We start from the raw sequence: 26,625 nt of genomic DNA, 5'->3' as shown, positions 1-26,625 counted from the left end.
AACACTGGCAGACCAGCGTGATTGTCTTGCTGCTGGCGCCTGCTTTGCTGCTGACCGGATGTGCTTCTGCCAAAACGGACAAGACTGCTGCCGGCGACGATATGCCAGTGTCGCCGTACCGTGCAAACGTTCAGGCTGACGCTCAGAAGCGTGCCGATATTCGTTTGCAACTGGCGATCGGTTATTACGAGCAGCGCCAGTTTGCCGTGACGGTTGAAGAGGCCGGCCTGGCACTGCAGGCGGTCCCCGATTTTGCCGAGGCCTATGGCATGCGCGCGCTGGCGTTCATGGAAATGGGCCGCAGCAGGCAGGCCGAAGCCGATTTCCGCCAGGCGTTGAATCTCTCGCCCGGCAATCCGGATTTCGCCAATAATTACGGCTGGTTCCTTTGCAATAATGGCCGCACAGCCGATGCGATACCGTACTTCGAGGCGGCAGTCGCGCAACCGGCTTATCGCTCGCCGGGCAAGGCGCTTGCCAATGCCGGTGCATGCAGCCTGAAGCTGCAGAATGCCGCAGCGGCTGAGCGCTATTTTGCGCGGGCGTTCCAGTATGATCCGGCCAGTCTGGCGACCAATGTGAATTTGACCAGGATTTACTTTGACCGGAATGAATTCGAGCGTGCGCGCTTCCACATCGGTCTGGCGGCAAAAAATGATGTCTTGAATGTCGATGCACTATGGCTAGCCATCAAGATTGAACGTAAACTAGGCAATCAATCAGCCGAAAATGAACTGGCGGTGCAGTTGCGCCGTCGCTATCCGTCTTCGTCAGAATACGCGGCTTATCAACGTGGAGCATTTGATGAGTGATCAGCAGGGAAATGAAGCGCCAATCTCCGGTTTCGGATCGGAGGCAGAAGAGGTAAGGCAAGTGGCATTACCCGGAGCGCTATTGGCTGCGCAACGTCAGGCCAAGGGGTGGTCTGTGGAACACGCCGCGAGTCAGTTGAAATTCGCCACGCGTCAGGTGATCGCGCTGGAGGACGACAATTATGCGGCGTTGCCGGGGCCGGTCATCGTGCGCGGCTTTGTGCGCGCCTATGCCAAGCTGCTGGGGCTGGACGCCAACGCGCTGGTGGCTTTGTTGCCGCAGGACGGTCCTGCACACACAGGACATATAACACCACAGCGCACACTGTCGACGCCGTTTTCGGAGTCGCCGCTTCCGCTGGGTAATCGCAGCAGGGTGTCGCCAGGTCTGGTGATTGGGGGTGTGCTGGTGGTATTGCTGGTCGGCGCTGCCGCAGTAATCCATCGAACCGATGCGTTCAACGATGTGCCGCAATTGGCATGGTTGAAGCAGGTCCCCAAGACAACTTCGGAAGAGCCGGCGGCAGCGCCGGTGCAAGCCGATGCCCAGCAGGACTTGCCGCCTGAAGTACAGGATGGTTCCGACAAGAGCAAGCTCGAAAAGGTTGAATCGGCCGTGACGAGTGCTGCCAGCTCGGCCAGTTCGGCGATTACCAATGTTTCCGAGCGCGTGGCCAGCGCGGTGGCGCCAAGTGCGCCGCAGCCGGGGCCGGCCGCTGTCAAGCCGGTCGCCGAGTCGGCACAAGCGAAAGTCGCGGTAGCGCCGGTAAGCTCCGGATCGCCGGTGACCGGAAGCCTGAACATCAGCAACAGCAAGGATTTGCTTAGCCTTACCTTCCGCGAGGATTCGTGGGTGGAAATCCGCCGTGGCGACAAGTCGACCATGATTTCTCGCCTGCTCAAGGCCGGCACCACCGAGTCGTTTGATATCAACGAGCCGGTGACGCTGGTGGTCGGTAATGCGGCCGGCGTCGACGCCAGTCTGCGTGGTTCCAGACTGGATCTGGAAACCGGCAGCAGCAGCAACGTGGCTCGTCTGAGCCTGAAATGAATTTGAAGAATTTGAAATAACGCACGTATGTCATCTTCGCCTTTCCCGATCGCATCCGGCCCGTTGGGTCGCCGTCAAAGTCGCCGCGCCGTCATCCGGTACGGTGAGCGCGAAGTGGCGGTCGGCGGCGGTGCGCCGGTCATGGTGCAATCCATGACCAATACGGACACCGCCGACGCCATCGGCACGGCGATCCAGATCAAGGACCTGGCCCGCGCCGGCTCGGAAGTGGTGCGCATCACCGTCAATTCGCCGGAAGCGGCAGCGGCGGTGCCGGCGATTCGCGAGCAACTTGATCGCATGGGCGTGGACGTGCCGCTGGTGGGCGATTTCCATTACAACGGCCACACGCTGCTCAACGACTATCCCGATTGCGCCAAGGCGCTGTCGAAGTACCGCATCAACCCCGGCAATGTCGGTAAGGGCGCCAAGCGCGACAGTCAATTCGCGCAGATGATCGAAGCGGCTTGCCGCTACGACAAGCCGGTGCGCATCGGTGTCAACTGGGGCAGCCTGGATCAGGCGCTGCTGGCGCGCATCATGGATGAAAATGCCGGACGCGCGGAACCATGGCCGGCGCAGGCCGTGATGTACGAAGCGTTGGTGACTTCGGCTATCGAAAACGCCCAGCGTGCGGAAGAACTGGGCTTGGCTGGCGACAAGATCATCTTGTCGTGCAAGGTATCAGGCGTTCAAGATCTGATCGCGGTGTACCGCGAACTGGCGCGTCGTTGCGACTATCCGCTGCATCTCGGTCTGACCGAAGCAGGTATGGGCAGCAAGGGTATCGTCGCCTCGACGGCGGCCCTGTCGGTGTTGCTGCAAGAAGGCATCGGCGACACCATCCGCATTTCGCTGACGCCGGAACCGGGCGGCGACCGCACCCGTGAAGTCATTGTCGGCCAGGAAATCCTGCAGACGATGGGCTTGCGCAAGTTCACGCCGATGGTAATCGCTTGCCCCGGTTGCGGTCGTACGACATCGACCGTGTTCCAAGATCTGGCGGACAAGATCCAGACCTACCTGCGTGAGCAAATGCCGCAGTGGAAGGGCGTGTATCCCGGCGTCGAAAGCATGAACGTCGCCGTCATGGGCTGCATCGTCAACGGCCCCGGTGAATCCAAGCATGCGAACATCGGCATCAGCTTGCCCGGCACCGGCGAATCGCCTGCCGCGCCGGTATTCATCGATGGTGAGAAGCGCATGACCTTGCGCGGCGAACGCATCGCCGAAGAATTCCAAACCATTGTGCTGGATTACGTACAAACGCATTACGGCAAGCAAACCGCGGCCTGAGCTGTTATTGGAGGCGCCGCCTGGACAGGCTGCCGCCGGCTGGCCTGTGACTGAATAAACCTGAAAATCATTAGCATGTCTGAAAACAAGAAAATCGAAAAAATTGTCGGCGTCAAAGGAATGAACGACATCCTCCCGGCTGACGCGCCGCTGTGGGAACTGTTCGAGAACACCGTGCATTCGGTGCTCAAGAGTTACGGATTTCAGCAGATCCGCACGCCGATCGTCGAACCGACCGCCTTGTTCTCGCGGGGCCTCGGAGAAGTCACCGACATCGTCGAGAAAGAAATGTATTCCTTCACCGATTCGATGAACGGCGACAACCTGACCCTGCGTCCGGAAAGCACCGCCAGCGTGGTGCGCGCGGCGCTCGAGCACAATCTCACTTACGATGGTCCGAAGCGTCTCTGGTACGCGGGTCCGATGTTCCGCCATGAACGCCCGCAGCGCGGACGCTATCGTCAGTTCCATCAGGTCGGCGCGGAAGCGCTCGGTTTCACCGGTCCGGACATCGACGCCGAACTGATCATGATGTGCCAGCGCCTGTGGGATGACCTTGGTCTGGAAGACATTCGTCTGGAGCTGAACTCCATCGGTGACGCCGAAGAGCGCAGCAAGCATCGTGCCGACCTGATTGCTTATTTCGAGCAGCACAAGGAGCTGCTTGATACCGATGCCCAGCGTCGCCTGCATTCGAACCCGCTGCGCATTCTCGACACCAAGAATCCGACCATGCAAGACATGGTCAACGGAGCGCCCAAGCTGCTCGACTATCTCGGTGAGGAATCGCGCGCGCACTTTGAAGGCGTGCAAAAGATCCTGAATCACAACAACATTCCGTTCACGATCAATCCGCGCCTGGTGCGCGGCATGGATTATTACAACCGTACGGTGTTCGAGTGGGTCACCGACCAGCTCGGTTCGCAAGGCACGGTATGCGGCGGCGGACGCTACGATCCGCTGATCGAAATGTTCGGCGGCAAGCCGACGCCGGCCTGCGGTTTCGCCATGGGCGTGGAGCGTTTGCTGGAACTGATGAAAGCAAGCGGCGAGCAATACGCACCGAACCAATGCGACGTCTACATGGTCCACCAGGGCGACGAAGCACAGCTGCAATCCTTCGTGCTGGCGGAAAGATTACGCGGTGCCGGGCTGGATGTTGTGCTACATTGCGCATCGGCGAGCGCGGGCGGCAGCTTCAAGTCGCAGATGAAGAAAGCCGACGCCAGCGGCGCGGCATTTGCGGTCATTCTCGGTGAAGACGAGGTCAATAACGCGACGGCCACCGTCAAGACCCTGCGTGCAGTCGAAGGCGAAAGCAATCAGGTCACGATTCCGTTTGACGGCGTGACCGACTATGTCGTTGAACAAATCGTCGGCGACCACGACCACGATCATGATCACGTGCATTACCACCCTTAATTTCTGAACCACTTTTAGACTTATTTCATGGCATACGATCTCGAAGAACAAGAACAGCTTGCTTCCATCAAGGCATGGTGGAGCAAGTACGGCAATCTTCTGACCTGGGTGTTGATCGTCGCGCTGGCCGCCTATGGCGCCTGGAGCGGCTGGAATTTGTATCAACGCAAGCAATCCCAGCAAGCTTCGCAGCTCTATGAAGAGCAGCAAAAGGCGGCCGAGGCCAAAGACGGTGCCAAAGTGCTGCGCGCAGCGACCGACATGCAGGACAAGTTCAGTGGTACGGCTTACGCACAGATGAGCGCGCTGGTCGCCGCCAAGTCAGCTTTCAACGCCAACGACACCGAAACCGCCAAGAAACAATTGCAATGGGTCATCGACCATGGTCGTGACGCCGAGTACAAGGCGATCGCATCGATCCGCCTGGCCGGTTTGCTGCTGGATGCAAAGGCTTATGATGATGCGCTCAAGCTGCTGGCGGGTGATTTTCCGGTGCAGTTTGCCGGTGCCGTTGCCGATCGCAAGGGCGACATTCTGGTGGCACAGGACAAGCGCGACGAAGCACGCGTCGCTTACCAACTGGCGCTGGACAAGACCGATGAGCGCAATCCGGGCCGCCAGTTGATTCAACTGAAGCTCGACGCCATCGGTGGTACGCCGGCCAAGGCTGCAGCCTGAGCATCGCCATAAAAACACTCCAACATCGTGAAATCCGGTAAGAGGAAAAACCATATGCGTCGTGAGTCACAAGTCGTATCCAAGCGCACAGCGTCCCTGGCGATCAAGCTGAGCGCGCTGGCGGCTGTAGCCTTGTTGTCGGGCTGCTCGCTGTTTTCGAGCAAGAAGGAAGTCAATCCGCCTGCAGCGCTGGTCGAGTTCAAGCAAACCTTACGTACGCAAACCGTCTGGACTGCATCCGTCGGAAAAGCCGGCGTGTTCCAGTTCAGCCCGGTCTTCGCCGGCGGCAGCGTGTTCGCTGCAGGCGCCGATGGCGCCGTGGTACGTCTGAATGCATCCACCGGTCAGACTGTGTGGCGCGTCAATGCCGGTTCGTCCCTGACGGCCGGTGTCGGCAGCGATGGCAACGTGATTGCGGTGGTGGGTGAAAAGGGCGTTGTACAGGCCTTTGACGGCAACGGCAAGTCGCTTTGGAAAGCCCAGGCGCCCAGCGAAGTCCTGTCGGCGCCAGTCGTAGGTTCGGGACTGGTGCTGGTGCGCAGCATCGACAATCGTGTTACCGCATTTGACGCCGAAAACGGCACCCGTCGCTGGACCGTGCTGCGTCCTTTGCCGGCGCTGACCCTGCGCACTGCGCCGGGCATCGTGCTCGATTCGCAAACCGCCTACGTCGCATTGCCGGGCGGCCGCTTGTCGGCACTGGCACTGAACAACGGCGGCCCACGCTGGGAAGTCGCCGTCGGTGATCCGAAGGGCACTACCGAACTTGAGCGTATCGCTGACGTGTCGGGCGTGCCGGGATTGGGCGTGCGCGATGTCTGCGCGGTGGCTTATCAAGGTCGCATCGGCTGCTTCGATGTCGCCAACGGCAATGTACGCTGGGTCAAGGATTTCTCCAGCGAATCGGGTCTGACGCTGGATGACCGTTTCGTGTTTTCGGCCGATGACAAGGGTGGCGTAACGGAGTTTGCCCGCGACACCGGCGCCGCGCTGTGGCGCAACGCCAAACTGGCCTATCGACGCCTGTCGCCGCCGATTGCAGTTGGCAAAGCAGTCGCAGTAGGCGATTATCAGGGTTATATCCATTTCCTGTCGCGCGATGACGGTTCGTTCGTCGCCCGTACAAGCACCGACGGCAGCCCGATTCAGGTGACGCCGATTGCCGCTGGGCAAGCCGTCGTTTTTCAAACTCAAGCAGGAACAGTCGTCGCCTTGGCGGCAGAATAATATTTAATGAAGCCGGTTATTGCACTTGTTGGTCGTCCCAATGTCGGTAAGTCGACATTGTTTAATCGGCTCACCCGTTCACGTGATGCGCTGGTCGCAGACATGCCCGGGCTGACCCGGGATCGTCACTACGGCGAAGGCCGGGTCGGCGAACGCCCCTTTTTGGTGATTGACACCGGCGGTTTCGAGCCGGTGGCCAAAGAGGGCATCATGTTTGAAATGGCCAAACAGACCAAGCAGGCGGTGGTCGAGGCCGATGTCGTGATATTCATTGTCGATGGTCGTCAAGGCCTGACGCCGCACGATAAAACCATTACTGATTTCCTGCGCAAGTCGGGCCGTTCGGTCATGCTGGTGGTCAATAAGGCCGAGGGCATGAAGTACACGTCCGTCACCGCCGACTTCTACGAGCTGGGCCTGGGCGATCCGTATGTGATTTCCGCTGCGCACGGCGATGGCGTCGCCGACTTGGTGGATGAAGCACTGGATATCGCGCTGGCCCAACGTCCGGATCTCGGCGAAGAAGTCGATACCGCGCGCGGCATCAAGATCGCCATTGTCGGTCGTCCGAACGTGGGAAAATCGACGCTGGTCAATACCTTGCTTGGCGAAGAACGCGTCATCGCTTTCGACATGCCGGGGACGACTCGCGACTCGATCGAAATTCCCTTCGAGCGCGATGGCAAGCAATATACGCTGATCGACACCGCCGGTATCCGCCGGCGCGGCAAGGTGTTCGAAGCAATCGAGAAATTCTCGGTGGTGAAGACCCTGCAATCGATTTCGGAAACCAACGTGGTCTTGCTGCTGCTCGATGCGCAACAGGACATTTCGGAGCAGGACGCGCATATTGCCGGCTTCGTGCTGGAGTCCGGCCGCGCACTGGTGGTGGGCGTCAACAAGTGGGACGGCCTGCAAAGCGATCGCCGCGACGAGATCAAGATGGACCTGGAGCGCAAGCTCAGTTTCCTGTCGTTCGCCAAGTTCCACTTCATCTCCGCGCTGAAGTCGACCGGCATCGGCCCGGTCATGAAATCCATCGACTCGGCCTATGCCGCAGCGATGTCCAATCTGACTACGCCGAAGCTCACGCGGGCGCTGATCGAAGCGGTCGAACATCAACAGCCGCGCCGCAAAGGCTCGATCCGACCCAAATTGCGCTACGCCCACCAGGGCGGCATGAATCCTCCGATCGTGGTGATCCACGGCAACGCCCTTGAAGGCGTGGATGACAGCTACAAACGTTATCTCGAAAAGCATTTTCGTGAAACTTTCTCGTTGGTTGGCACTCCACTCCGTATCGAGTTCCGCTCGAGCAAGAATCCTTTCGCGCGCCCAGATAAATAATCTCGAATCTTGGCGGTCGGTTGGAAATCGTTTACATTCATAACGCATAGATTGGTAAAGCACTTGAAATTTTGTCAGGTGCCTCCAAATCCTAATCACAACAACACAGTGGAGCTGCCATGAGCAACAAAGGGCAATTGTTACAAGACCCATTTCTTAATGCCTTAAGAAAAGAACACGTCCCCGTCTCGATCTATCTGGTCAACGGGATCAAGCTGCAAGGTCATGTTGAGTCGTTCGACCAATATGTCGTTCTCCTGCGCAATACAGTCACTCAAATGGTGTACAAGCACGCCATTTCTACCGTCGTACCAGCCCGCGCTGTGAATCTGAGCCTCGATTCGGCAGAAGCGGAATAATGGTTTATCCAGCCGGCGCCACGCCGTGTGCATACTGATATGCGTGCCGCGCTAGTCGGCCTGGATTTCGGCAAAAGTGATTTTGCCGCGAGTCTGGATGAGTTATTCCTGCTGGCCAAGTCCGCTGGCGCGGAGCCTGTTACCACCGTAACAGGCAAACGCGCCAGTCCGGATGCCGCCCTGTTTGTCGGGTCCGGCAAGGCGCAAGAGATTGCGGATGCAGTCGCTGATCTGCAATTGGACATCGTCATCTTCAATCACGCCTTATCGCCTGCGCAACAGCGCAATCTCGAACGGGTGCTGAAAACACGGGTGCTTGATCGCACCAGCCTGATCCTCGATATTTTCGCCCAACGCGCCAAGAGCCATGAAGGCAAGGTGCAGGTTGAACTTGCCCAGTTACAGCATCTGGCGACGCGCCTGATTCGCGGCTGGACTCACTTGGAGCGACAAAAGGGCGGTATCGGCTTGCGCGGCCCGGGCGAAACCCAGCTCGAAACCGACCGTCGCCTGCTCGGCGATCGCGTCAAGGCCTTGCGCGCGCAACTGGCCAAGTTGCATCGCCAGCATGCCACACAGCGACGGGCCCGTGGCCGCAATGACACCTTCTCGGTGTCGCTGGTCGGTTACACCAACGCCGGCAAATCCACGGTGTTCAATGCCATGGCCAAAGCCGGTGTCTATGCCGCCAATCAGCTGTTCGCGACGCTCGATACGACGTCGCGCCGGGTGTATCTTGGTGAGGTAGGCCATGTTGTCATTTCCGATACGGTCGGTTTCATTCGTGAGTTGCCTCACCAACTGGTGGCGGCGTTTCGCGCCACGCTCGAAGAGACCATTCACGCTGATCTGCTGCTGCATGTTGTCGATGCGGCAAGCCCGGTGCGCATGGAGCAAATCGAGCAGGTGAATCTGGTTCTTAAGGAGATCGGCGCTGATCATATTCCTCAGATTCTGGTCTGGAACAAGATCGATGCCGCTGAGCTGGAACCGGCAATTGAGCATGATGAGTATGGTAGAATCCACCGGGTTTTTGTCAGTGCAAAAACCGGTGCCGGCCTGGATTTGTTGCGGCAGGCAATTGCCGACTCACTCAGGTCGTCGATCGAGGCACGCAGGGGCGCCCGGTCTCAGATTCCCGATTCTCAAGATGTGCGTGACGTGTACGATGTGCGCGATACACACGACACAAACGATACGCACGCGCATTAATCTGTTGGCTTGAACCGCCACAGCTGGTCGTCCAGGCGGTTCTCGAAGTTGGCGGGCATTCCCTCTTTTGATTTTTTCAATTACTAAGCCGGATCGCAACGCATGCTCGTTTCTCTATTCAAAAAACTCGGTATAAAGTTTTCGTTGAACGACCCTCAATGGGGGCGCGGTTCACAAGACGACAACAACCGTCAAAATCAGAACAACGGCAACAACGGCAAAAAGCCGGAAGAAGGTCCTCCCGACCTCGATCAGCTATGGCGTGATTTCAATCAACGCCTGAGCCGGCTGTTTGGCAAACGCGGTGGCGGCGGTTCGGATAATGGCGACGGCGGCGGCTTCAATCGCGGCGATATCAAGGGCGCCGGTATCGGCGCCGGCGTGATCGCCGTCATCGTCGCATTCCTGTGGCTGGCCAGCGGCTTCTTCATCGTGCAGGAGGGGCAGACCGCAGTCGTCATGACCTTCGGCAAATACAGCCACACCACCTTGCCGGGTTTTAACTGGCGCTGGCCTTATCCGGTGCAAAGCCACGAGATCGTCAACGTCTCGCAGGTGCGCACGGCGGAAATCGGCTATCGCAGCAACGCCAAGAACAAGCAGTTGAAGGAAGCGTTGATGCTGACTGACGATGAGAACATCATCGACATCCAGTTCGCCGTTCAATACAAGCTCAAGAACGCCGCAGAATGGCTGTTCAACAACCGCGACCAGGACGAGACCGTACGTCAGGTCGCCGAGACCGCGATTCGCGAGATCGTCGGCCGCAGCAAGATGGACTTCGTGTTGTACGAAGGCCGTGAAAAGGTGGCGCTCGACGTTGGTCAACTGATGCAGCAAATCCTTGATCGCTATAAATCTGGTGTGCAGATCACCAACGTCACTATGCAGGGTGTGCAACCGCCTGAACAGGTGCAGGCGGCATTCGATGACGCCGTCAAGGCAGGGCAGGACCGCGAGCGTCAGAAGAATGAAGGCCAGGCCTATGCCAACGATGTGATTCCGAAGGCTAGCGGCGCTTCTTCACGCCTGTTGGAAGAAGCCGAAGCCTACCGTTCGCGCATCGTCGCCAACGCCGAAGGCGATGCCGCGCGCTTCAAGCAAGTGCTCGAGGAATACCAGAAAGCGCCGGCTGTGACGCGTGACCGTATGTATCTGGAAACCATGCAGCAGATCTTCTCCAACACGACTAAGGTCATGGTGGATGCCAAGAGCGGCAACAACTTGCTGTATCTGCCGCTGGACAAGCTGATCCAGCAATCCGATAACGCCGCCGCGGCAGCAAAGCCTGCGACTGCGCCTGCAGGATCATCATCCGCTGCTTCGCCAACACTTCCAGGAACAGATCCAGTGTATTCCACAGATGCCCAACGTGATTCCCGCAACCGGGATGCGCGTGATTCCCGCGATCGGGAGGTACGCTAATGAGCCGCCTGATTACCAGCATCATCGTCGCCGTCATCGCCGTCTGGCTGGTGTCGACCACCGTTTTCATCGTTGAGCAGCGCCAGTCGGCCATCGTCTTCGCCCTTGGTGAAGTCAAGCAGGTGGTGACCGAGCCGGGTCTGCACTTCAAGCTGCCGCCGCCGTTCCAGAACGTGATCTACATCGACAAGCGCATCCAGACCCTGGATACGCCTGACGCCGACCGTTTTATCACGGCCGAAAAGAAAAACGTCCTGGTGGACTCCTTCGTCAAATGGCGCATCGTTGATCCACGCCTGTACTTCATCAGCTTCGGTGGCGATGAGCGTCGCGCCCAAGATCGCCTGTCGCAAATCGTCAAGGCTGCATTGAACGAAGAAATCACCAAGCGCACCGTGCGCGAAGTGATCTCTGGTGAGCGCGGCAAGGTGATGGACGCGATCCAGCGCAAGGTCGCTCTTGAGGCCAAGCAGATCGGCGCCGAGATCATCGACGTGCGCCTGCGCCGCGTCGACTATGTCGACCAGATCAATAATTCGGTGTACGACCGCATGAAATCCGAGCGTGCCCGCGTTGCCAACGAATTGCGTTCCACCGGCGCCGCCGAGTCGGAAAAGATTCGCGCCGACGCCGACCGCCAGCGCGTGGTTATCCTGGCTGAAGCTTATCGTGATGCGGAAAAGATCCGCGGCGCAGGCGATGCCAAGGCTTCGCAGGTCTACGCCCAGGCATTCGGACAGAATCCCGAGTTCTTCAAGTTCTATCGCAGCCTCGAGGCTTATCGCGCCAGTTTCAAGAACCGTCACGACCTGATGGTAGTGGACCCCAACTCCGAGTTCTTCAAATATTTCAAGGGCGTGGGAGGCGTGAGCGCCAAGAAATAAGCCACGACCCGTTCGTGGTATACAATATCGGGTTGCGCGAACAGAAAAACGGATGCCGCCGGCATGGGGTGTCCTTCTGTTTTTGTTGACCTGAATTGTTGTCTGCTGTTTCTGTCGTTTCTTTTCGTTTCTTTCGAGTATTTGTTTCCCCAGCATTGATGTGATGTGCTCCAGGCATACGCTTCTTCGGACGCGTGTGCCTTGCCGCGTGTGACGGGGTTTGCCTGGTTTTGCCTGAGTTCACCCTGAGCATGCCGGGGTTTGTTTCAGATATATTTTTTGATTGAATTGTTTTATGCCTAACTGGCTTCTTCCTGAAAACATTGCCGACGTCCTGCCGTCCGAAGCGCGCAAGATTGAAGAGCTGCGTCGTCGCATGCTCGACAATTTCCGCCTGTACGGCTACGAGATGGTCATGCCGCCGCTGCTCGAATACCTTGAGTCGCTGCTGACCGGCGCCGGTCAGGACACCGACTTGCGCACCTTCAAGCTGGTTGATCAGCTGTCGGGCCGCACGCTCGGGATTCGTGCCGACATGACCACGCAAGTCGCGCGCATCGACGCGCATTTGCTCAACCGCGATTCCGTCACGCGCCTGTGTTATGCCGGCAGCGTGTTGCATACCCGTCCTTCGGGCTTGCACGCCACGCGCGAACCGCTGCAGATCGGCGCCGAAATCTACGGCCACGCCGGCCTCGAAGCCGATGCTGAAATCCAGGCACTGGCGCTGGCGTCGCTGGCACTCGCCGGCATCGGCAAGGTGCGCCTGGATCTGTGCCACGTCGGCGTGCTGCGCGCCATCATTGCCAACGACGAGAAGGCGGCCAAGCAGGCGGCGCAATTGTTCGGCCTGCTGGAAGCCAAGGACATTCCCGGTCTGCAGATATTGACAAAAGACTATCTGCCGGCCACGCGTGACGCCTTGCTGGCACTGCCGGGCCTGTACGGCGACATCGAGGTGATCGCACGTGCACGCAAGGCCTTGCCGGCGCTGCCGGGCATCGCCCAGGCGCTCGACGAACTGCAGGCGCTGGCGCAACTGGCCGGCGAAGCCAACGTCACCATCGACCTGGCCGACCTGCGCGGTTACCACTATCACAGCGGCGTGATGTTCGCGGCCTATGTGCCGGGCCTGCCCAATGCAGTGGTGCGCGGCGGCCGTTACGACCATGTCGGTGAAGCATTCGGACGCGCCCGCCCGGCGACCGGTTTTTCCATGGATTTGCGTGAACTGGCTCGCCTGATGCCGGGTGCGGAACGAAAAGCTGCAATTCGTGCGCCATGGGGTACCGAGGCAGGTTTGCGTGAGAAAATAGCGGAATTGCGCCGCGCCGGGGAAATCGTGATTCAAAGTCTCCCGGGACACGAGAACGACCAGGACGAATTCGACTGCGACCGTGCAGTGGAACTCAGCAATGGAAATTGGATTATCAAAAATTTGGGTTAAGCCATGTTACAGAAAAGCAATGCAAAGAATGTCGTCGTCATCGGTACGCAGTGGGGCGATGAAGGTAAAGGTAAGATCGTCGATTGGCTGACCGATCACGCCCAGGGCGTGGTGCGTTTCCAAGGCGGCCACAATGCGGGCCATACGCTAGTCATCGGCGGCAAGAAGACTGCGCTGCAATTGATTCCGTCCGGCATCATGCGTGCCGGCGTGGCTTGCTACATCGGCAATGGCGTGGTGTTGTCCGTGCCTGATCTGCTGCGTGAAATCGACAAGCTGGAAGCTGCCGGCGTCGAAGTCGCGTCGCGTCTGAAGGTGTCCGAAGCCTGTCCGTTGATCCTGCCTTATCACGTGGCACTCGACGTGGCGCGTGAAGCTGCACGCGGCGCCGCCAAGATCGGCACTACCGGAAAGGGCATCGGCCCGGCCTACGAAGACAAGGTCGCCCGTCGCGCCATCCGCGTGGCCGATCTGCTCAACGAAAAGCGCTTCGCTGAAAAGCTGCTGGAAAACCTGGACTACCACAACTTCGTCCTGACCCAGTACCTGAAGACCCAGCCGGTCGACTTCCAGAAGACTCTGGACGATGCGCTGGCCAATGTGCCGCGCCTGAAGCCGATGGTCGCCGACGTCTCCAACGATCTGCATATCGCCAACCAGAACGGTTCCAACCTGCTGTTCGAAGGCGCGCAAGGCAGCCTGCTGGACGTTGACCACGGCACCTATCCGTTCGTCACCTCGAGCAACTGTGTGGCCGGCAACGCCGCCGCCGGCGCAGGCGTCGGTCCCGACATGTTGCACTACGTCATGGGTATCACCAAGGCTTACACCACACGCGTCGGTTCGGGTCCGTTCCCGGCTGAACTGCCGACCGATGAAGGCGTCGGCAAGCATCTGGCTTCCGTCGGTCACGAATTCGGCACCGTCACCGGTCGTGCACGCCGCTGCGGCTGGTTCGACGCCGCGTTGCTGAAGCGTTCGGTACAGATCAACGGCGTCTCCGGCATGTGCCTGACCAAGCTGGACGTGCTGGACGGCCTCGAGTCGCTCAAGCTGTGCACCGGCTACACACTAAACGGCAAGACCGTCGATATCTTCCCGGTCGGGGCTGAAGAAGCCGCTGCCTGCGTGCCGATCTACGAAGAAATGCCGGGCTGGAAAGAATCGACCGTCGGCGTACAATCGCTGGACGGCCTGCCGAAGAACGCTCGCGCATACATCGAACGCATCCAGGAACTGGTCGGTGTGCCTATCGACATGATTTCGACCGGTCCGGATCGCGAAGAGACCATCGTCCTGCGCCATCCGTTCAAGTAATCCAGTCAAGCAACTCCGTACGACGAGTATCAATAATGAAAATATCCGACGACAAAGACCTGTGGGTCTCCTGGGATGACTACAACCGCAGCATCGAAAAGCTGGCCCTGAAAGTGCACGAATCGGGCTGGCAATTCGATCAGGTCCTGTGCCTCGCGCGCGGGGGCCTGCGCCCGGGCGATGTGTTCTCGCGCATCTTCGATGTGCCGCTGGCGATCCTGTCGACCAGCTCCTACCGTGAAGCTGCTGGCACCATCCGCAGCAGCCTGGACATCGCCAAATACATCACCATCACCAAGGGCAGCCTGTCTGGCCGCGTCTTGCTGGTGGACGATCTGGTCGATTCCGGCGTGACGCTGCAAAAGGTGCAGATGCACCTCAAGGAGCACTATCCAGCCGTGACCGAGATCAAGTCCGCAGTGCTGTGGTGGAAGGCCTGCTCGATCGTCGAGCCGGACTATCACCTCGACTACCTGCCGACCAATCCGTGGATTCATCAGCCGTTCGAAGACTACGACGGCCTCGGTCCGCATCAGTTGGCGGCATGGATCAAGAAGGGCGAGACGAAGTAATTCGTCGTTCTGCAGGATTGCGAGTTCAGCGATCCACAATGAAAAAGAGCTTACGCATCAACGTAAGCTCTTTTTTTATGTCCGGCCTGAAGCTTCCCGCAGCTCTTAAGGAATCACTTTGCGGCGACGGAAGTCGTCGAAGATTGCCATGAACATGGCCTCCGTCTCGACATACTCATGAAAGCCGAAGCGCCGCGCCTTCGATCCGTCGCCGAACATGTCGTAGTCCCAAGAGAACACGAAGTCGCTGAACTCCCACGACGACAATTCGGCCAGGCCATGGCGGGCCAGATCATGCTTGTCGACAATGCGCTGCCACACCTCGGCCTTGTCCGCCATCACGGTGGTCAGCGACAGGGGCAAGGGCGGCGCCACCTCGAGATCGAAATAGCGCGCAATCTTCGGCCACATTTCGTTCCAGCGGAACAGGTCGCCGTTGCCGATGTTGAAGGCCTGGTTGCCGCAGCGCGGATCGGTCGCCGCCCACACCGTGGCCTTGGCCAGCAGGCCCGCGTCGGTCATTTCCACCAGCTTGTCATAGGCGCCTGGCTTACCCGGAAAGCGCAGCGGCAAGCCCAGCTCTTTCGACACCGACGCATACACCGCGATCGCCAGCGCCAGGTTCATCGGATTGCCCAGGGCAAAGCCGCCGACCACCGCCGGGCGGATGCCCGACCAGGTCCATGCCTTGCCCTGCTGGCGCTGCTCGAGATAAGTCTGTTGATCGAACATGAACTCCGGCGGCATGAAATGTGCATCGGTTTCGCGCGCCGGCGTCTTGAACGGACCGAGATGGCCGCCGTAGACCTTGTAGCCCTGCATCAGGCTGACGTGTTGCAGATGATCGGCAACGGGCTCGACACTTTCCAGCGTGTTGACCAGCATCGCCAGATTTGGCGCGACTAACTCCGCCCAGCTCGGACGATGCTGGTAGGCGGCGTAGAAGATGTGCGTAACCTGCTTCAGACCGTCCAATTTGGCGCGGGAGTCTTCCTGGTCGAGAAGGTCAACCGCGATGTGTCGTACACGCTCGTCCGACTCGCCGCCGCGGCGCGACAGTCCGATAATGTTCCAGTCTTTGAGGCCGCGCAGATGATCGATCAGGTTGCGGCCAATGACGCCTTGGGCGCCGACTACCAGTGCTACTTTTTGAGTGTTCATGGTGGTGGATTTCCGGACAAGAGTTAAGGTGGAAAACGGATCAGGGAATCAGCAAGCTTCGCTGGCCGCCTTCAGTGAACCCGCAGGCGCTGCTTTGCGGTCCAGCTTCCAGCTAATCAGCGCAACCACCAGGCCACCCGTCGTGATCAATGCGGCGACCAGCGACACCGCGTGCAAACCGGGCCCGTGATCGATGGTGACTCCGCCCAGCCATGCGCCCAAGGCATTGCCCAGATTGAAGGCGGCGATATTGACCGACGAGGCCAGGTTAGGCGCGCCGGTGGCTTTTTCCAGCACGCGCATTTGCAGTGGCGGCACGGTGGCGAACGCAGCGGCGCCCAGCAAGCCGACCGTGATTACGGCGGCCAGCTTGTAATGGCTGGTGAACGAGAACAGCACCAGTACGCCACCGAGCAACACCAGACTGACGATCAATGTCGGCATCAGGTACTTGTCGGCGAACTTGCCGCCCAACAGATTACCGCCCACCAGACCGACGCCGAACAGCAACAGGATCGGCGACACCGCGCCAGGCTGGAAGCCGGTGATGTCGGTCAGGATCGGTGCGATGTAGGTGAATGCAGCAAACACGCCGCCGAAACCCAGCACCGTCATCAGCAGGCCCAGCAGCACTTGCGGACGGCCCAGCACGCGCAGTTCACTGCGGAAGTCGGCGTCCTGCTGGTCATCCGAGCGCGGCACCAGATAAGCGGTCGCCAGCAAGGCCACGACGCCGATGGCGCTGACTGCCCAGAACGTCGAACGCCAGCCGTACATCTGGCCGAGCCAGGTCCCGAACGGCACGCCCAGCACGTTGGCCACGGTCAGGCCGGTGAACATCAGGGCGATCGCGGAAGCCTGCTTTTCCTTCGGCACCAGGCCGGTGGCGACCACCGAGCCGACACCGAAGAAAGCGCCATGCGAGAACGAAGCGACGATGCGCGAGATCATCAGCGTGGTGTAATCCGGCGCGATTGCACAGCCGACGTTGCCGATGACGAACAGCACCATCAAGCTGACCAGCAAAGTCTTGCGCGGCAGCTTGCCGGTGGTGGCGGTGACCAGCGGGGCGCCGACGAACACGCCCAGCGCGTAGCCGGTGACCAGCAAACCTGCCGAGGACAGGGTTGTGCCCAGATTGGCGGCGACTTCGGGCAACAGGCCCATGATGACGAATTCGGTGGTTCCTATCGCAAATGCGCTGATGGCCAGCGCCCATAAAGCAATCGGCATGATGCAACTCCCAGAGGTTTGTTTGACGTGTGACATTGTGCCGACTATCTTTGTTGAGAAAAATACCGTTAAAATCAAAAAATATTTGAATTGGAGTCAACAATGGCCATGCAATCGGATGAAATGCGGATATTTATCGCGGTGGTCGAGGCCGGCAGCCTGAGCGCCGCCGCCGAGGTGCTGGAACAGACCACCTCGGGTGTCAGCCGTGCCTTGACGCGGTTGGAGGAAAAGCTCGGCACCAGCCTGCTGACGCGCACCACGCGGCGCATGGACCTGACCGAAGAAGGGCAGGTGTTCCTGGCGCAGGCGCGCGAGATCGTCGCCGCCATGGAGCGCGCGGAAGAATCGATCCGCATCCGCAGCCAGAAGCCGGTCGGCAAGCTGCGCGTGGATGCCTCGGCGCCGTTCATGCTGCACTGTATCGTGCCGCATGTGGGCGCCTTCCGCGAGGCCTATCCCGACATTGAACTGGACCTGACCACCAATGACCGCTTCATCGACCTGGTCGAGCAGCGCACCGACATCGCCATCCGCATCGGCGAGCTGCAGGATTCGACGTTGCACGCCAAGGCGCTGACCTCGGCCCGGCTGCAACTGCTGGCCAGCCCGGAATACCTGCGCCGGCATGGTACGCCGAAGACCGTCAAGGATCTCGACAAGCACCAGCTGATCGGCTTCACGCAGCCGGAAGGACTCAACAACTGGCCGCTGCAGCACGAAGACGGCGACCGCTATCAGATCCGGCCGGCGCTGCGTGCTTCCAGCGGGGAGACCATCCGGCAATTGGCGCTGCACGGGCAAGGCATCGCCTGCCTGTCCAATTTCATGTCGGATGCCGATGTGGCGGCGGGACGTCTGGTGCGCTTGCTGGAAAAGTCACACACAGCATTCCGCCAGCAGATCCATGCCGTGTACTACCGGAATACCCAGATTTCGAGACGCATCAGCTGCTTCCTCGATTTTTTGCAATGCAAGCTGTAATGCCTGCCTTGGAAGAGAACCATTCGACGCGTCATTTGTCTTGATCGTGTCACGACGATTCGTCATCATGAAGCGTCGCTGCAACATTGCTGAATACTGATTAAAAATATAACGGAGCAAGCATGCCCCTGATTTCCCGGAACGCGCGTTGGATCTCGCCACTGCAACTGGCATTGGCATTACTCTTGTCGCCGGCGATCGACGCCGGGGCTGCCGGTGTTGCCGGTTTTTCACCGCAAGGCGAGGTGGCCCAGATCCGCCAGGCGCGGGCTACATTCTCCGAGCCGATCATCAAGTTCGGCGATCCCAAGGCGGCGGCACCGTTCGACGTCAATTGCGCCGTGGCCGGAACCTCGCGCTGGGCAGACGGCAAGAACTGGGTCTATGATTTCGAGCGCGACCTGCCGCCCGGCACGCGTTGCTCCTTTACCTTGAAGCCCGGCGTCAAAGCCGTCTCCGGCGCCGCGCTGAGCGGCAAGAGCGTGTTCCAGTTCAGCACCGGCGGTCCGGCGGTAGTGCGCCACATGCCGGGCGGTGAAGAAATCGAAGAAGAACAGGCCTTCATCCTGTTCCAGAACGGCGCGGCCAACCAAGACACCGTGCGCGACCATCTGTATTGCGAAGCCGAAGGCGTGCATGAGCGCATCCCGGTCAAGTTCGTCGCCGACGCCACGCGCAAGCAGTTATTGCAAGAGTTCGCCAAGAAGATCGATCCGGCCACCGTCACCATCGTGCAATGCCAGCAACGCCTGCCCAATGACGCCACGGTCCGACTGACCTGGGACAAGGGCATCGCCACGCCGAACGGCATCGCCACCACGATTCCACAGACCTTCAAGTTCAAGGTGCGCAAGGAGTTCACCGCCAGCCTCAGCTGCGAACGTGAAAACGCCAATGCCGCGTGTTCGCCTATCCGTCCCGTGACCGTGTCGTTTTCCTCGCCGGTGCCGCGCAAGCTGGCCGAGGCGGTGGAGCTCAAAAGCAGCAACGGCAAGCTCAAGCCTTTCTTTGAAAAAGGCAATGTCGATGAGACCGTCTACGGCCTGACTTTCAAGCCTCCGTTCGCCGAGAACGGTGAATTCACCATCAATCTGCCTTCCGGCTTCAAGGACGAAAGCGGCCGCGCGCTCGGCAATGCCTCCGCCTTCCCGCTGAAGTCGCGCACCGCAGGCTATCCGCCGCTGGCAAAATTCCCGGCGGCGCCGTTCGGTATTATCGAACTGAACGCCGACGCCACCTTGCCGGTGACCTTGCGTCGCGTCGAAGCCAATCTGCTGGCGCGCGGCGTCGACGGAAAAGCCTTGCCGGGCAAGGTTGCCAATCTCAAGGTCGACGGTGACAAGGGCGTGATCGCATGGCTGACACGCCTCAATCGCTACCACGAGCGCTGGGGCGATACCTCCGGCAAGACGCCCGACACGCGCGCCATCGGTTTGCTGGCCAAAGAGCCTGGCGTGAAGACGCTGAATCTGCCGGCCCTGTCCGACGCCAAGGACGGCGAGCGGCCGTTTGAAGTGGTCGGCATCCCGCTGAAGGATCCCGGCTTTTACGTGGTCGAACTGGAGTCGCAAAAACTGGGCGCCTCGTTGCTCGGCAAGCCGGCGCCGATGTACGTGCGCACCAGCACGCTGGTGACCAATCTGTCGGTGCACGTCAAGCTTGGCCGCGAAAACAATGCGGTCTGGGTGACCACCCTCGATACCGCCAAACCGGTGGCTGACGCCGACGTGCGCGTCTCCAATTGCAGGGGCGAGGAAATCTGGCGTGGCAAGACCAACGCCATCGGCGTGGCGACCATCGCCAAGCCGCTCGAAGATGTCTGCGCCATGGGGCAGAATGAAGACGGCGCCATCAACGGCCTGTTCGTCAGCGCGCGCAAGACCGACGAGAAGGGGCGCGCCGACATGGCGTTCGCGCTGACCTCGTGGAACGACGGCATCGAATCATGGCGCTTCAACTTGCCGACGGATCGCTCCGCAAGCTCCAGCGCCCGCGCCCATACGATCTTCGACCGCACCTTGTTCCGCGCCGGCGAAACGGTGTCGATGAAGCATGAGTTCCGGCTTGAGAGCATGAACGGTTTTGCGCTGGCCGGCAAAGACAAGCTGCCGACGCGGGTGCGCATCATCCATCAGGGCAGCGGGCAGGAATTTCAGTTCGCGCTGAACTGGCGCAATCAGAAGAACGCGGAGACCGTCTTCACGATTCCGAAAGAAGCCAAGCTTGGCAGCTATGAAGTGCTGCTCGATCGCGGCGCCGCGAAAGCCGGCAGTGACGCCAGTGGCGACGGCGACAGCGAAGAGGGCGGCTACGCACCCGGCACCTACAGCAGCGGCAGTTTCCGCGTGGAAGAATTCCGCCTGCCGCTGATGCAGGGACGCATCACGCCGGTGACCGGCAAAGGCAAGGGCGACGCCCTGGTGGCGCCGAAGGAAGTGCCGCTCGACGTGCAGCTCAACTACATCAATGGCGGCGGCGCCTCCGGACAAACCGTGCGCGTCACCAGCCTGATGCGCGCGAAGCCGGTCAGCTTTCCCGCGTATGAGGGCTACTCCTTCGATGCCGGTAATTCCGGCGGAGAAGACGGCGCCGGCAACGACGACCAGAAAATCGTTGCCGACAAGTTGCCGGTAACGCTCGACAAGAACGGCGCTGGCCGCACCACGGTCAAGTCGCTACCGGCCTTCAGGACGCCGCGCGAGTTGCTGACCGAAATGACCTACAGCGATCCGAATGGCGAGATCCAGACCATCTCCAATGTCACGGCGATATGGCCGTCGGCGGTCGTCATTGGCATCAAGGGCGGCGATTGGGTTTCGGTGAAAAAGAAGCTGGCGCTGACCATGGTCGCGCTCAACGCTGCCGGCCAGCCGCAAGCGGACGTGCCGGTGGAAATCAGCGGTGAAAGCAAGCAGACCAATTCGCATCGCAAGCGCATGGTCGGCGGTTTCTATGCCTACGAAAATACGCGCTCGTCGCAAAACCTCGGCACGCTGTGCTCGGGCAAGACCGACAAGCACGGCGTGCTGATCTGCGAAGTGTCATTGACGGAAGCCGGTAATGTCGAACTGACCGCCAGCGGCAAGGACGCCAACGGCAATGCGGCCTTCGCCAAAACCTCGGTATGGGTCACGCGCCAGGGTGAGCTGTGGTTCGACGGCGAAAACCAGGACCGCATCGACATCCTTCCTGAGAAGAAAACCTACCAGCCCGGCGAGACCGCCAAGTTCCAGGTGCGCATGCCGTTCCGCTACGCGACTGCATTGGTTGCGGTGGAACGCGAAGGCATCATCGAGACCCAGGTGGTGCAACTGAGTGGACAGGACCCGACCATCAGCCTGCCGGTCAAGGGCGGTTTTGCGCCGAACGTGTATGTGTCGGTGCTGGCCGTGCGCGGCCGCATGCGCGAAGTGCCGTGGTATTCCTTCTTTACCTGGGGCTGGAAAGAGCCGATCAACTGGTGGCATGAATTCAAGGAATACCAGGCGCCCGGCACCATGGTCGATCTGGCCAAGCCGGCCTACAAATTCGGCGTAGCCGAAATCGCCGTCGGCAGCGGCGCCCATGTGCTGAAAGTCGCTGTGACCGCAGACAAGACGAGCTATCCGATCCGCTCGGTCGCCAAGGTCAATGTGCAGGTGACGCAACCCGACGGCAAGCCCGCCGCCGGCGCCGAAATCGCGCTGGCCGCAGTGGACGAGGCCTTGCTGGAACTGCAGCCGAACAACAGCTGGAATCTGCTTTCCGCCATGCTTCAACGGCGTAGTTACGGTATCGAGACCGCAACTGCACAAATGCAGGTGATCGGCAAACGCCACTACGGCAAGAAGGCCACACCGGCCGGCGGCGGCGGGGGCAAATCGCCGACGCGTGAGCTGTTCGACACGCTGTTGCTGTGGAAACCCTATGTGGTGCTCGACGCCAACGGCAGGGCGCAGATCGACGTGCCGCTCAATGATTCGCTGACCTCGTTCCGCATCGTCGCGGTTGCTGAAAGCGGCGCCGGCTTGTTCGGCACCGGCACGGCGAGCATCCGCTCGTCGCAGGACGTGCAAGTGATCTCCGGCCTGCCCCCGCTGGTGCGCGAAGGCGATCAGTTCAGCGCCATGGTCACGGTGCGCAATACCACGACACGCGCCATGCAGATTCGCCTGAATGCGAAGGCCAGTGGTGGTGCGCCGACATCCACGATTGCCTTGCAGGACAAGGATGTCGCGATTCCCGCCGGCGAAGCGCGTGAAGTCACGTGGCCGGTCGCAGTGCCTGCGGATGTTTCGCAACTGAGCTGGGAGATCGGTGCGCAGGAGCAATCGGCATCACCGGCCAAGGACAGCATCAGGTTCGTCCAGCGCGTCTTGCCGGCGATACCGGTGACGGTGCAGCAGGCCACGCTGTTCCAGCTCGACAAGGCAACCTCGATGAGCGTGGCGCAGCCGGCCGACAGCCTGCCGGGACGGGGCGGTCTGAACATTTCGCTCAAGCCGTCCCTGGCCGGCGGCAGCGAAGGCATCCGCAAGTACTTCGCCGACTATCCGTTTGCCTGCCTCGAACAAAGAACGTCAAAGGCGATCGGCCTGCGCGATGACGCCCTGTGGCAAAAGATCGTCACGGACTTGCCGACCTATCTCGATGCCGACGGCCTGGCGTATTACTTCCCTCCGAGCGAGTCCAACGCGCGGCGCGGCAGCGATACCCTGACTGCGTATCTGCTGGCGGCATCCAACGAGGCGGCGTATGCGTTGCCGGTGCAGAGCCGCGACAAGATGCTGGACGGTCTTGCCGCCTTCGTCGAAGGCAAGCTCACACGCGATTTCTGGTCACCGAAAAAAGACCTCGATGTACGCAAGCTGGCGGCCCTGGAAGCGCTGTCTCGCTATCACCGCGTGCAGCCGTCCATGCTCGGTTCGGTACAGATCAATCCGAACCTGTGGCCGACCTCGGCAGTGCTGGACTGGATTGCGATCCTCCAGCGGGTGACGACGATTCCCGAGCGCGACAAGCGCCTGGCCGAAGCCGATCAGATCATTCGTTCGCGCCTGAACTACCAGGGCACGCGCATGGGATTCTCGGATGAGGCCGGTGACTACTGGTGGTGGCTGATGGCTAGCGGCGACAGCAACGCCAACCGGCTGGTGCTGACCATGCTGAACAATCCGGCCTGGCGCGAAGACATGCCCAAACTGATCAGCGGCGCCATCCAGCGCCAGCAGCGCGGTCATTGGAACACCACTACCGCCAACGTCTGGGGCAGCCTGGCGCTGGAGAAATTCAGCCGCGCCTTCGAGGCGGAGAAAGTCACCGGCACCACCCGCGTGGTGTCCGAGGCCGGCAGCAATGCCCACGCATGGAGCGGTGCAGGCACCGGCGGCGGCAAGGTGCAACTGCCGTGGGGCACGCCGGCGCCCGGCACGCTGAAGTTCTCGCAAGAGGGCAGCGGCAAGCCTTGGATCACCATGCAAAGCCTGGCGGCGGTGCCGTTGAAGACGCCATTCTCGAGCGGCTATCGCATCACCAAGACGGTCGTCGCGGTGGAGCAGAAGCAGCAGGGCGTCTACAGCCGCGGGGATGTCTTGCGCGTGACGTTGGACATCGATGCGCAGACCGACATGACCTGGGTGGTGCTGAGCGATCCGATCCCTGGCGGCGCGAGCTTGCTGGGTTCAGGACTGGCGCGCGACTCGGCGATCACACGCAGCGGCGAGGACGACGGCCGTTCGCGCGGCAGCGCATGGCTGGCGTATGAAGAGCGCAGCTTCGAGGGCTATCGTGCGTACTACGAGCGCATGCCCAAGGGGCGTTCGAGCATTTCCTACACGGTACGCCTGAACAACGCCGGCGAGTTCAGCCTGCCGCCGACGCGCGTCGAGGCGATGTATGCGCCGGAAATGTTCGGTGAAGTCCCGAACGCCAGGATGAGCATCAAGGCGCAGTGATGCACTTCAGTTTGCGACGACATATTGTGATCGTGTCGGTGGCGCTCCTGCTGGGAGCGCCGGGCGTCGCGCTTGCCGTTCCCGGCTTCGCTGAAGTGCAGCAGTCGTTCCGCTCGTCGGACGCCTCCATGTTTGATCGCCACGGTGAACTGATCCAGCAGTTGCGGCTCAACCCCAACGAGCGCCGCTTGTCGTGGATTGCGCTGGAAGACATTTCCCCGGCGCTGCGCAATGCGCTGATCGCCTCGGAAGACCGGCGCTTCTATCAGCACAGCGGCGTTGACTGGAACGCCGTCGCGGCCTCGGCCTGGGGAAACCTGTGGAACACCAAAACGCGCGGCGCATCGACCATCACGATGCAGTTGGCGGGTTTGATTTATGACGACTTGCGGCGCAAGTCGTCGGCGCGTTCGATGACGCAGAAAGTCTCGCAAGTATTCATTGCGCAATCGCTGGAACGCAACTGGCGCAAGGACCAGATCCTTGAGGCTTACCTCAACCTTGTCAGCTTTCGCGGCGAGCTGGTCGGCGTGCATGCCTTGTCTCGTGTGCTGTTCGGCAAACATCCAAGCGGCCTGAACCAGAGCGAGGCGGCGATTGCCGTGGCGCTGATTCGTGCGCCCAACGCCAAACCGGCGAAAGTATCGGAACGCGCTTGTGCGATCCTGAAGGAGCAGCAGGCGCCGCAGGAATGCAACGGCCTGCAGGGACGTACCGAACTGGTGCTGGCGCGCGCGACGGCGAAGGGCGAGGTCAGCGGTGCCGCGACTGCACCGCAGCTGGCGCCGCATCTGGGGCGCAAACTGCTCAAGGATGCCGGCAAGCCGGTGTATTCGACGATTGACGCGGCGACTCAACGCTTCGCCAGCGATGCCTTGCGGCGGCAATTGTCGGCGCTGGTCGAGCGCAACATCGAGGACGGCGCGGTAGTCGTGATCGACAACGCCAGCGGCGACGTGCTAGCCTGGGTCGGCTCCAGCGGTTCGCTGTCGGGGGCGGCGCAAGTCGATGGCGTACAGGCGCTGCGCCAGGCCGGTTCGACGCTGAAGCCTTTCTTGTACGAGCTGGCGATCGAGAAAAAATGGCTGACGGCGGCGTCGCTGCTTGATGATTCGCCAGTCAATCTGGCCACGTCTGCCGGTTTGTACATCCCGCAGAATTACGACAAGCAGTTCAAGGGCCTGGTCAGCATGCGCACCGCGCTCGGCTCGTCGCTGAACATTCCTGCCGTGCGCACATTGGTGACGGTGACGCCGGAGCGCTTCTTCCGGCGCTTGCAGTCGCTCGGTTTCAACCTGCGTGAGTCCGGTGATTACTACGGCTACAGCCTGGCGCTCGGCAGCGCCGACGTCAGTTTGCTTTCGCTGACCAATGCGTACCGCGCGCTGGCGAACCAGGGACGCTACAGCAGCGTGCGCACAACGACGAGCGATCCGCGCGCGGCCTATCAACAGGCGATGGACGGCAGCGCGTCGTTCATCATCAGTGACATCCTGTCGGACCGCAGCGCGCGGGCGCGCACCTTCGGATTGGAGAGTGCCTTGTCGACGCGTATCTGGACCGCGGTCAAGACCGGCACGTCGAAGGACATGCGCGACAACTGGTGCGTCGGCTATTCTTCTCGCTATACGGTCGGCGTGTGGGTCGGCAACGCGTCCGGAGCACCTATGTGGGATGTTTCTGGCGTCACGGGGGCTGCGCCGGTGTGGCAGGAAGTGATGCAGTACCTGCACCGGCAATCTGGTTCGCAGGAACCATCCCGGCCGGCATCGGTGATCGCGCAGCCGGTGCAGTTCGAGAATCAGCTTGAGGCAGCGCGCACCGAGTACTTCCTGCCCGGCACGCAGCAATCCCTGCTGCGCGTGGCGAAGTCGAATGACATTGCACCGACTATCTCGTATCCGACGCCCGGCATGCTGGTGGCGATTGATCCCGATATCCCGCCGGCGCACCAGCGTTTGCGTTTCAGCGCGCAGGGTGTGAAGCAGGGGACCTGGGTGCTCGACGGCAAGCTGTTGGTGCGGACCGGGGGAAAGAAGACGGGCGACCTGGGTTACGACTGGATGCCGTGGCCGGGCAAACACAAGCTGGTATTGCAGGACGTGAACGGCGTATTGCTCGATCAGTTGCAGTTTGAAGTGCGGGGGGCGCTGGTGCGGCCGCCTGAGGGCAAGGCGGTGAAGGCGAAAGGGGGCAGGTAGTGCGATAAGGTAGGCGCGCAGGCGCCTTGCTCGCGTGCCCCAAAACGCAAAAGGCCGATTGATT

19 protein-coding genes are annotated in these 26,625 nt (G+C 60.5%); 17 read left to right on the top strand and 2 right to left on the bottom strand.

Going from position 1 to position 26,625, the window contains the following annotated elements; all coding sequences use genetic code 11:
• Window positions 1-17 precede the first annotated feature (17 nt).
• From pilW to ACIROW_RS04350, 14 genes are all read left to right on the top strand, one after another.
• Complete coding sequence (pilW, locus tag ACIROW_RS04415; RefSeq protein ID WP_402272295.1) at window positions 18-812, top strand: type IV pilus biogenesis/stability protein PilW; 795 nt, start codon at window positions 18-20, stop codon at window positions 810-812.
• 82 nt (window positions 813-894) lie between these two features.
• On the top strand, window positions 895-1,863 hold the full coding sequence (locus ACIROW_RS04410; protein WP_402272293.1) for a helix-turn-helix domain-containing protein: 969 nt from the start codon (window positions 895-897) through the stop codon (window positions 1,861-1,863).
• Between the two features lie 27 nt (window positions 1,864-1,890).
• Window positions 1,891-3,159: a flavodoxin-dependent (E)-4-hydroxy-3-methylbut-2-enyl-diphosphate synthase gene (gene ispG / locus ACIROW_RS04405; RefSeq protein ID WP_402272290.1), complete on the top strand. Its 1,269-nt coding sequence runs from the start codon at window positions 1,891-1,893 to the stop codon at window positions 3,157-3,159.
• 75 nt (window positions 3,160-3,234) lie between these two features.
• The gene (hisS, locus tag ACIROW_RS04400) at window positions 3,235-4,581 is read left to right on the top strand and encodes a histidine--tRNA ligase (protein ID WP_402272287.1); all 1,347 of its coding nucleotides are present in this window, start codon (window positions 3,235-3,237) and stop codon (window positions 4,579-4,581) included.
• Window positions 4,582-4,608: 27 nt separating this feature from the next.
• Window positions 4,609-5,259 (top strand): YfgM family protein, encoded by a 651-nt coding sequence (locus ACIROW_RS04395; protein ID WP_402272285.1) that lies wholly within the window; start codon window positions 4,609-4,611, stop codon window positions 5,257-5,259.
• A 54-nt stretch (window positions 5,260-5,313) separates the two neighbouring features.
• Entirely contained in the window at window positions 5,314-6,486 is a 1,173-nt protein-coding gene (gene bamB, locus ACIROW_RS04390) for an outer membrane protein assembly factor BamB (RefSeq protein ID WP_402272283.1), read from the top strand.
• Between the two features lie 6 nt (window positions 6,487-6,492).
• Window positions 6,493-7,833, top strand: a complete 1,341-nt coding sequence (gene der, locus ACIROW_RS04385; RefSeq protein ID WP_402272280.1) for a ribosome biogenesis GTPase Der — start codon at window positions 6,493-6,495, stop codon at window positions 7,831-7,833.
• Between the two features lie 119 nt (window positions 7,834-7,952).
• Window positions 7,953-8,192, top strand: a complete 240-nt coding sequence (gene hfq, locus ACIROW_RS04380) for an RNA chaperone Hfq (RefSeq protein ID WP_034297704.1) — start codon at window positions 7,953-7,955, stop codon at window positions 8,190-8,192.
• Window positions 8,193-8,231: 39 nt separating this feature from the next.
• Complete coding sequence (hflX, locus tag ACIROW_RS04375) at window positions 8,232-9,404, top strand: GTPase HflX (protein ID WP_402272278.1); 1,173 nt, start codon at window positions 8,232-8,234, stop codon at window positions 9,402-9,404.
• A gap of 102 nt (window positions 9,405-9,506) precedes the next feature.
• Complete coding sequence (gene hflK, locus ACIROW_RS04370) at window positions 9,507-10,829, top strand: FtsH protease activity modulator HflK (protein ID WP_402272275.1); 1,323 nt, start codon at window positions 9,507-9,509, stop codon at window positions 10,827-10,829.
• Window positions 10,829-11,713, top strand: coding sequence for a protease modulator HflC (hflC, locus tag ACIROW_RS04365; RefSeq protein ID WP_402272273.1), 885 nt, complete (start codon window positions 10,829-10,831; stop codon window positions 11,711-11,713). Before hflK ends, hflC begins: the two co-directional genes overlap by 1 nt.
• A gap of 295 nt (window positions 11,714-12,008) precedes the next feature.
• Window positions 12,009-13,160, top strand: a complete 1,152-nt coding sequence (locus ACIROW_RS04360) for an ATP phosphoribosyltransferase regulatory subunit (RefSeq protein WP_402272271.1) — start codon at window positions 12,009-12,011, stop codon at window positions 13,158-13,160.
• Window positions 13,161-13,163: 3 nt separating this feature from the next.
• The gene (locus ACIROW_RS04355; protein WP_402272269.1) at window positions 13,164-14,477 is read left to right on the top strand and encodes an adenylosuccinate synthase; all 1,314 of its coding nucleotides are present in this window, start codon (window positions 13,164-13,166) and stop codon (window positions 14,475-14,477) included.
• A 35-nt stretch (window positions 14,478-14,512) separates the two neighbouring features.
• Window positions 14,513-15,049 carry a phosphoribosyltransferase gene (locus tag ACIROW_RS04350; RefSeq protein ID WP_116435660.1) on the top strand — a complete coding sequence of 179 codons (537 nt, stop codon included), beginning with the start codon at window positions 14,513-14,515 and terminating at the stop codon, window positions 15,047-15,049.
• A gap of 105 nt (window positions 15,050-15,154) precedes the next feature.
• Here ACIROW_RS04350 and ACIROW_RS04345 read toward each other — a convergent pair whose 3' ends face one another.
• Both ACIROW_RS04345 and ACIROW_RS04340 read right to left on the bottom strand, forming a co-directional pair.
• Window positions 15,155-16,210: an SDR family oxidoreductase gene (locus ACIROW_RS04345; RefSeq protein WP_402272266.1), complete on the bottom strand. Its 1,056-nt coding sequence runs from the start codon at window positions 16,208-16,210 to the stop codon at window positions 15,155-15,157.
• A gap of 48 nt (window positions 16,211-16,258) precedes the next feature.
• Window positions 16,259-17,443, bottom strand: coding sequence for an MFS transporter (locus tag ACIROW_RS04340; protein ID WP_402272264.1), 1,185 nt, complete (start codon window positions 17,441-17,443; stop codon window positions 16,259-16,261).
• Between the two features lie 102 nt (window positions 17,444-17,545).
• Between ACIROW_RS04340 and ACIROW_RS04335 the strand changes: the two genes are divergently transcribed.
• The 3 genes from ACIROW_RS04335 to pbpC all read left to right on the top strand — a co-directional run bounded on the left by ACIROW_RS04335 (window position 17,546) and on the right by pbpC (window position 26,561).
• The gene (locus ACIROW_RS04335; protein ID WP_402272261.1) at window positions 17,546-18,427 is read left to right on the top strand and encodes a LysR substrate-binding domain-containing protein; all 882 of its coding nucleotides are present in this window, start codon (window positions 17,546-17,548) and stop codon (window positions 18,425-18,427) included.
• A gap of 122 nt (window positions 18,428-18,549) precedes the next feature.
• On the top strand, window positions 18,550-24,360 hold the full coding sequence (locus ACIROW_RS04330) for an MG2 domain-containing protein (protein ID WP_402272259.1): 5,811 nt from the start codon (window positions 18,550-18,552) through the stop codon (window positions 24,358-24,360).
• Window positions 24,360-26,561, top strand: coding sequence for a penicillin-binding protein 1C (gene pbpC, locus ACIROW_RS04325; RefSeq protein ID WP_402272256.1), 2,202 nt, complete (start codon window positions 24,360-24,362; stop codon window positions 26,559-26,561). The genes ACIROW_RS04330 and pbpC overlap by 1 nt, the downstream gene beginning before the upstream one ends.
• Window positions 26,562-26,625 lie beyond the last annotated feature (64 nt).

Source organism: Herbaspirillum sp. NPDC101397 (assembly GCF_044767325.1).
Lineage (GTDB): Bacteria > Pseudomonadota > Gammaproteobacteria > Burkholderiales > Burkholderiaceae_D > Herbaspirillum.
Note: the sequence above shows the minus strand (reverse complement) of the source record. Positions and strands in the feature narration are given on the sequence as shown.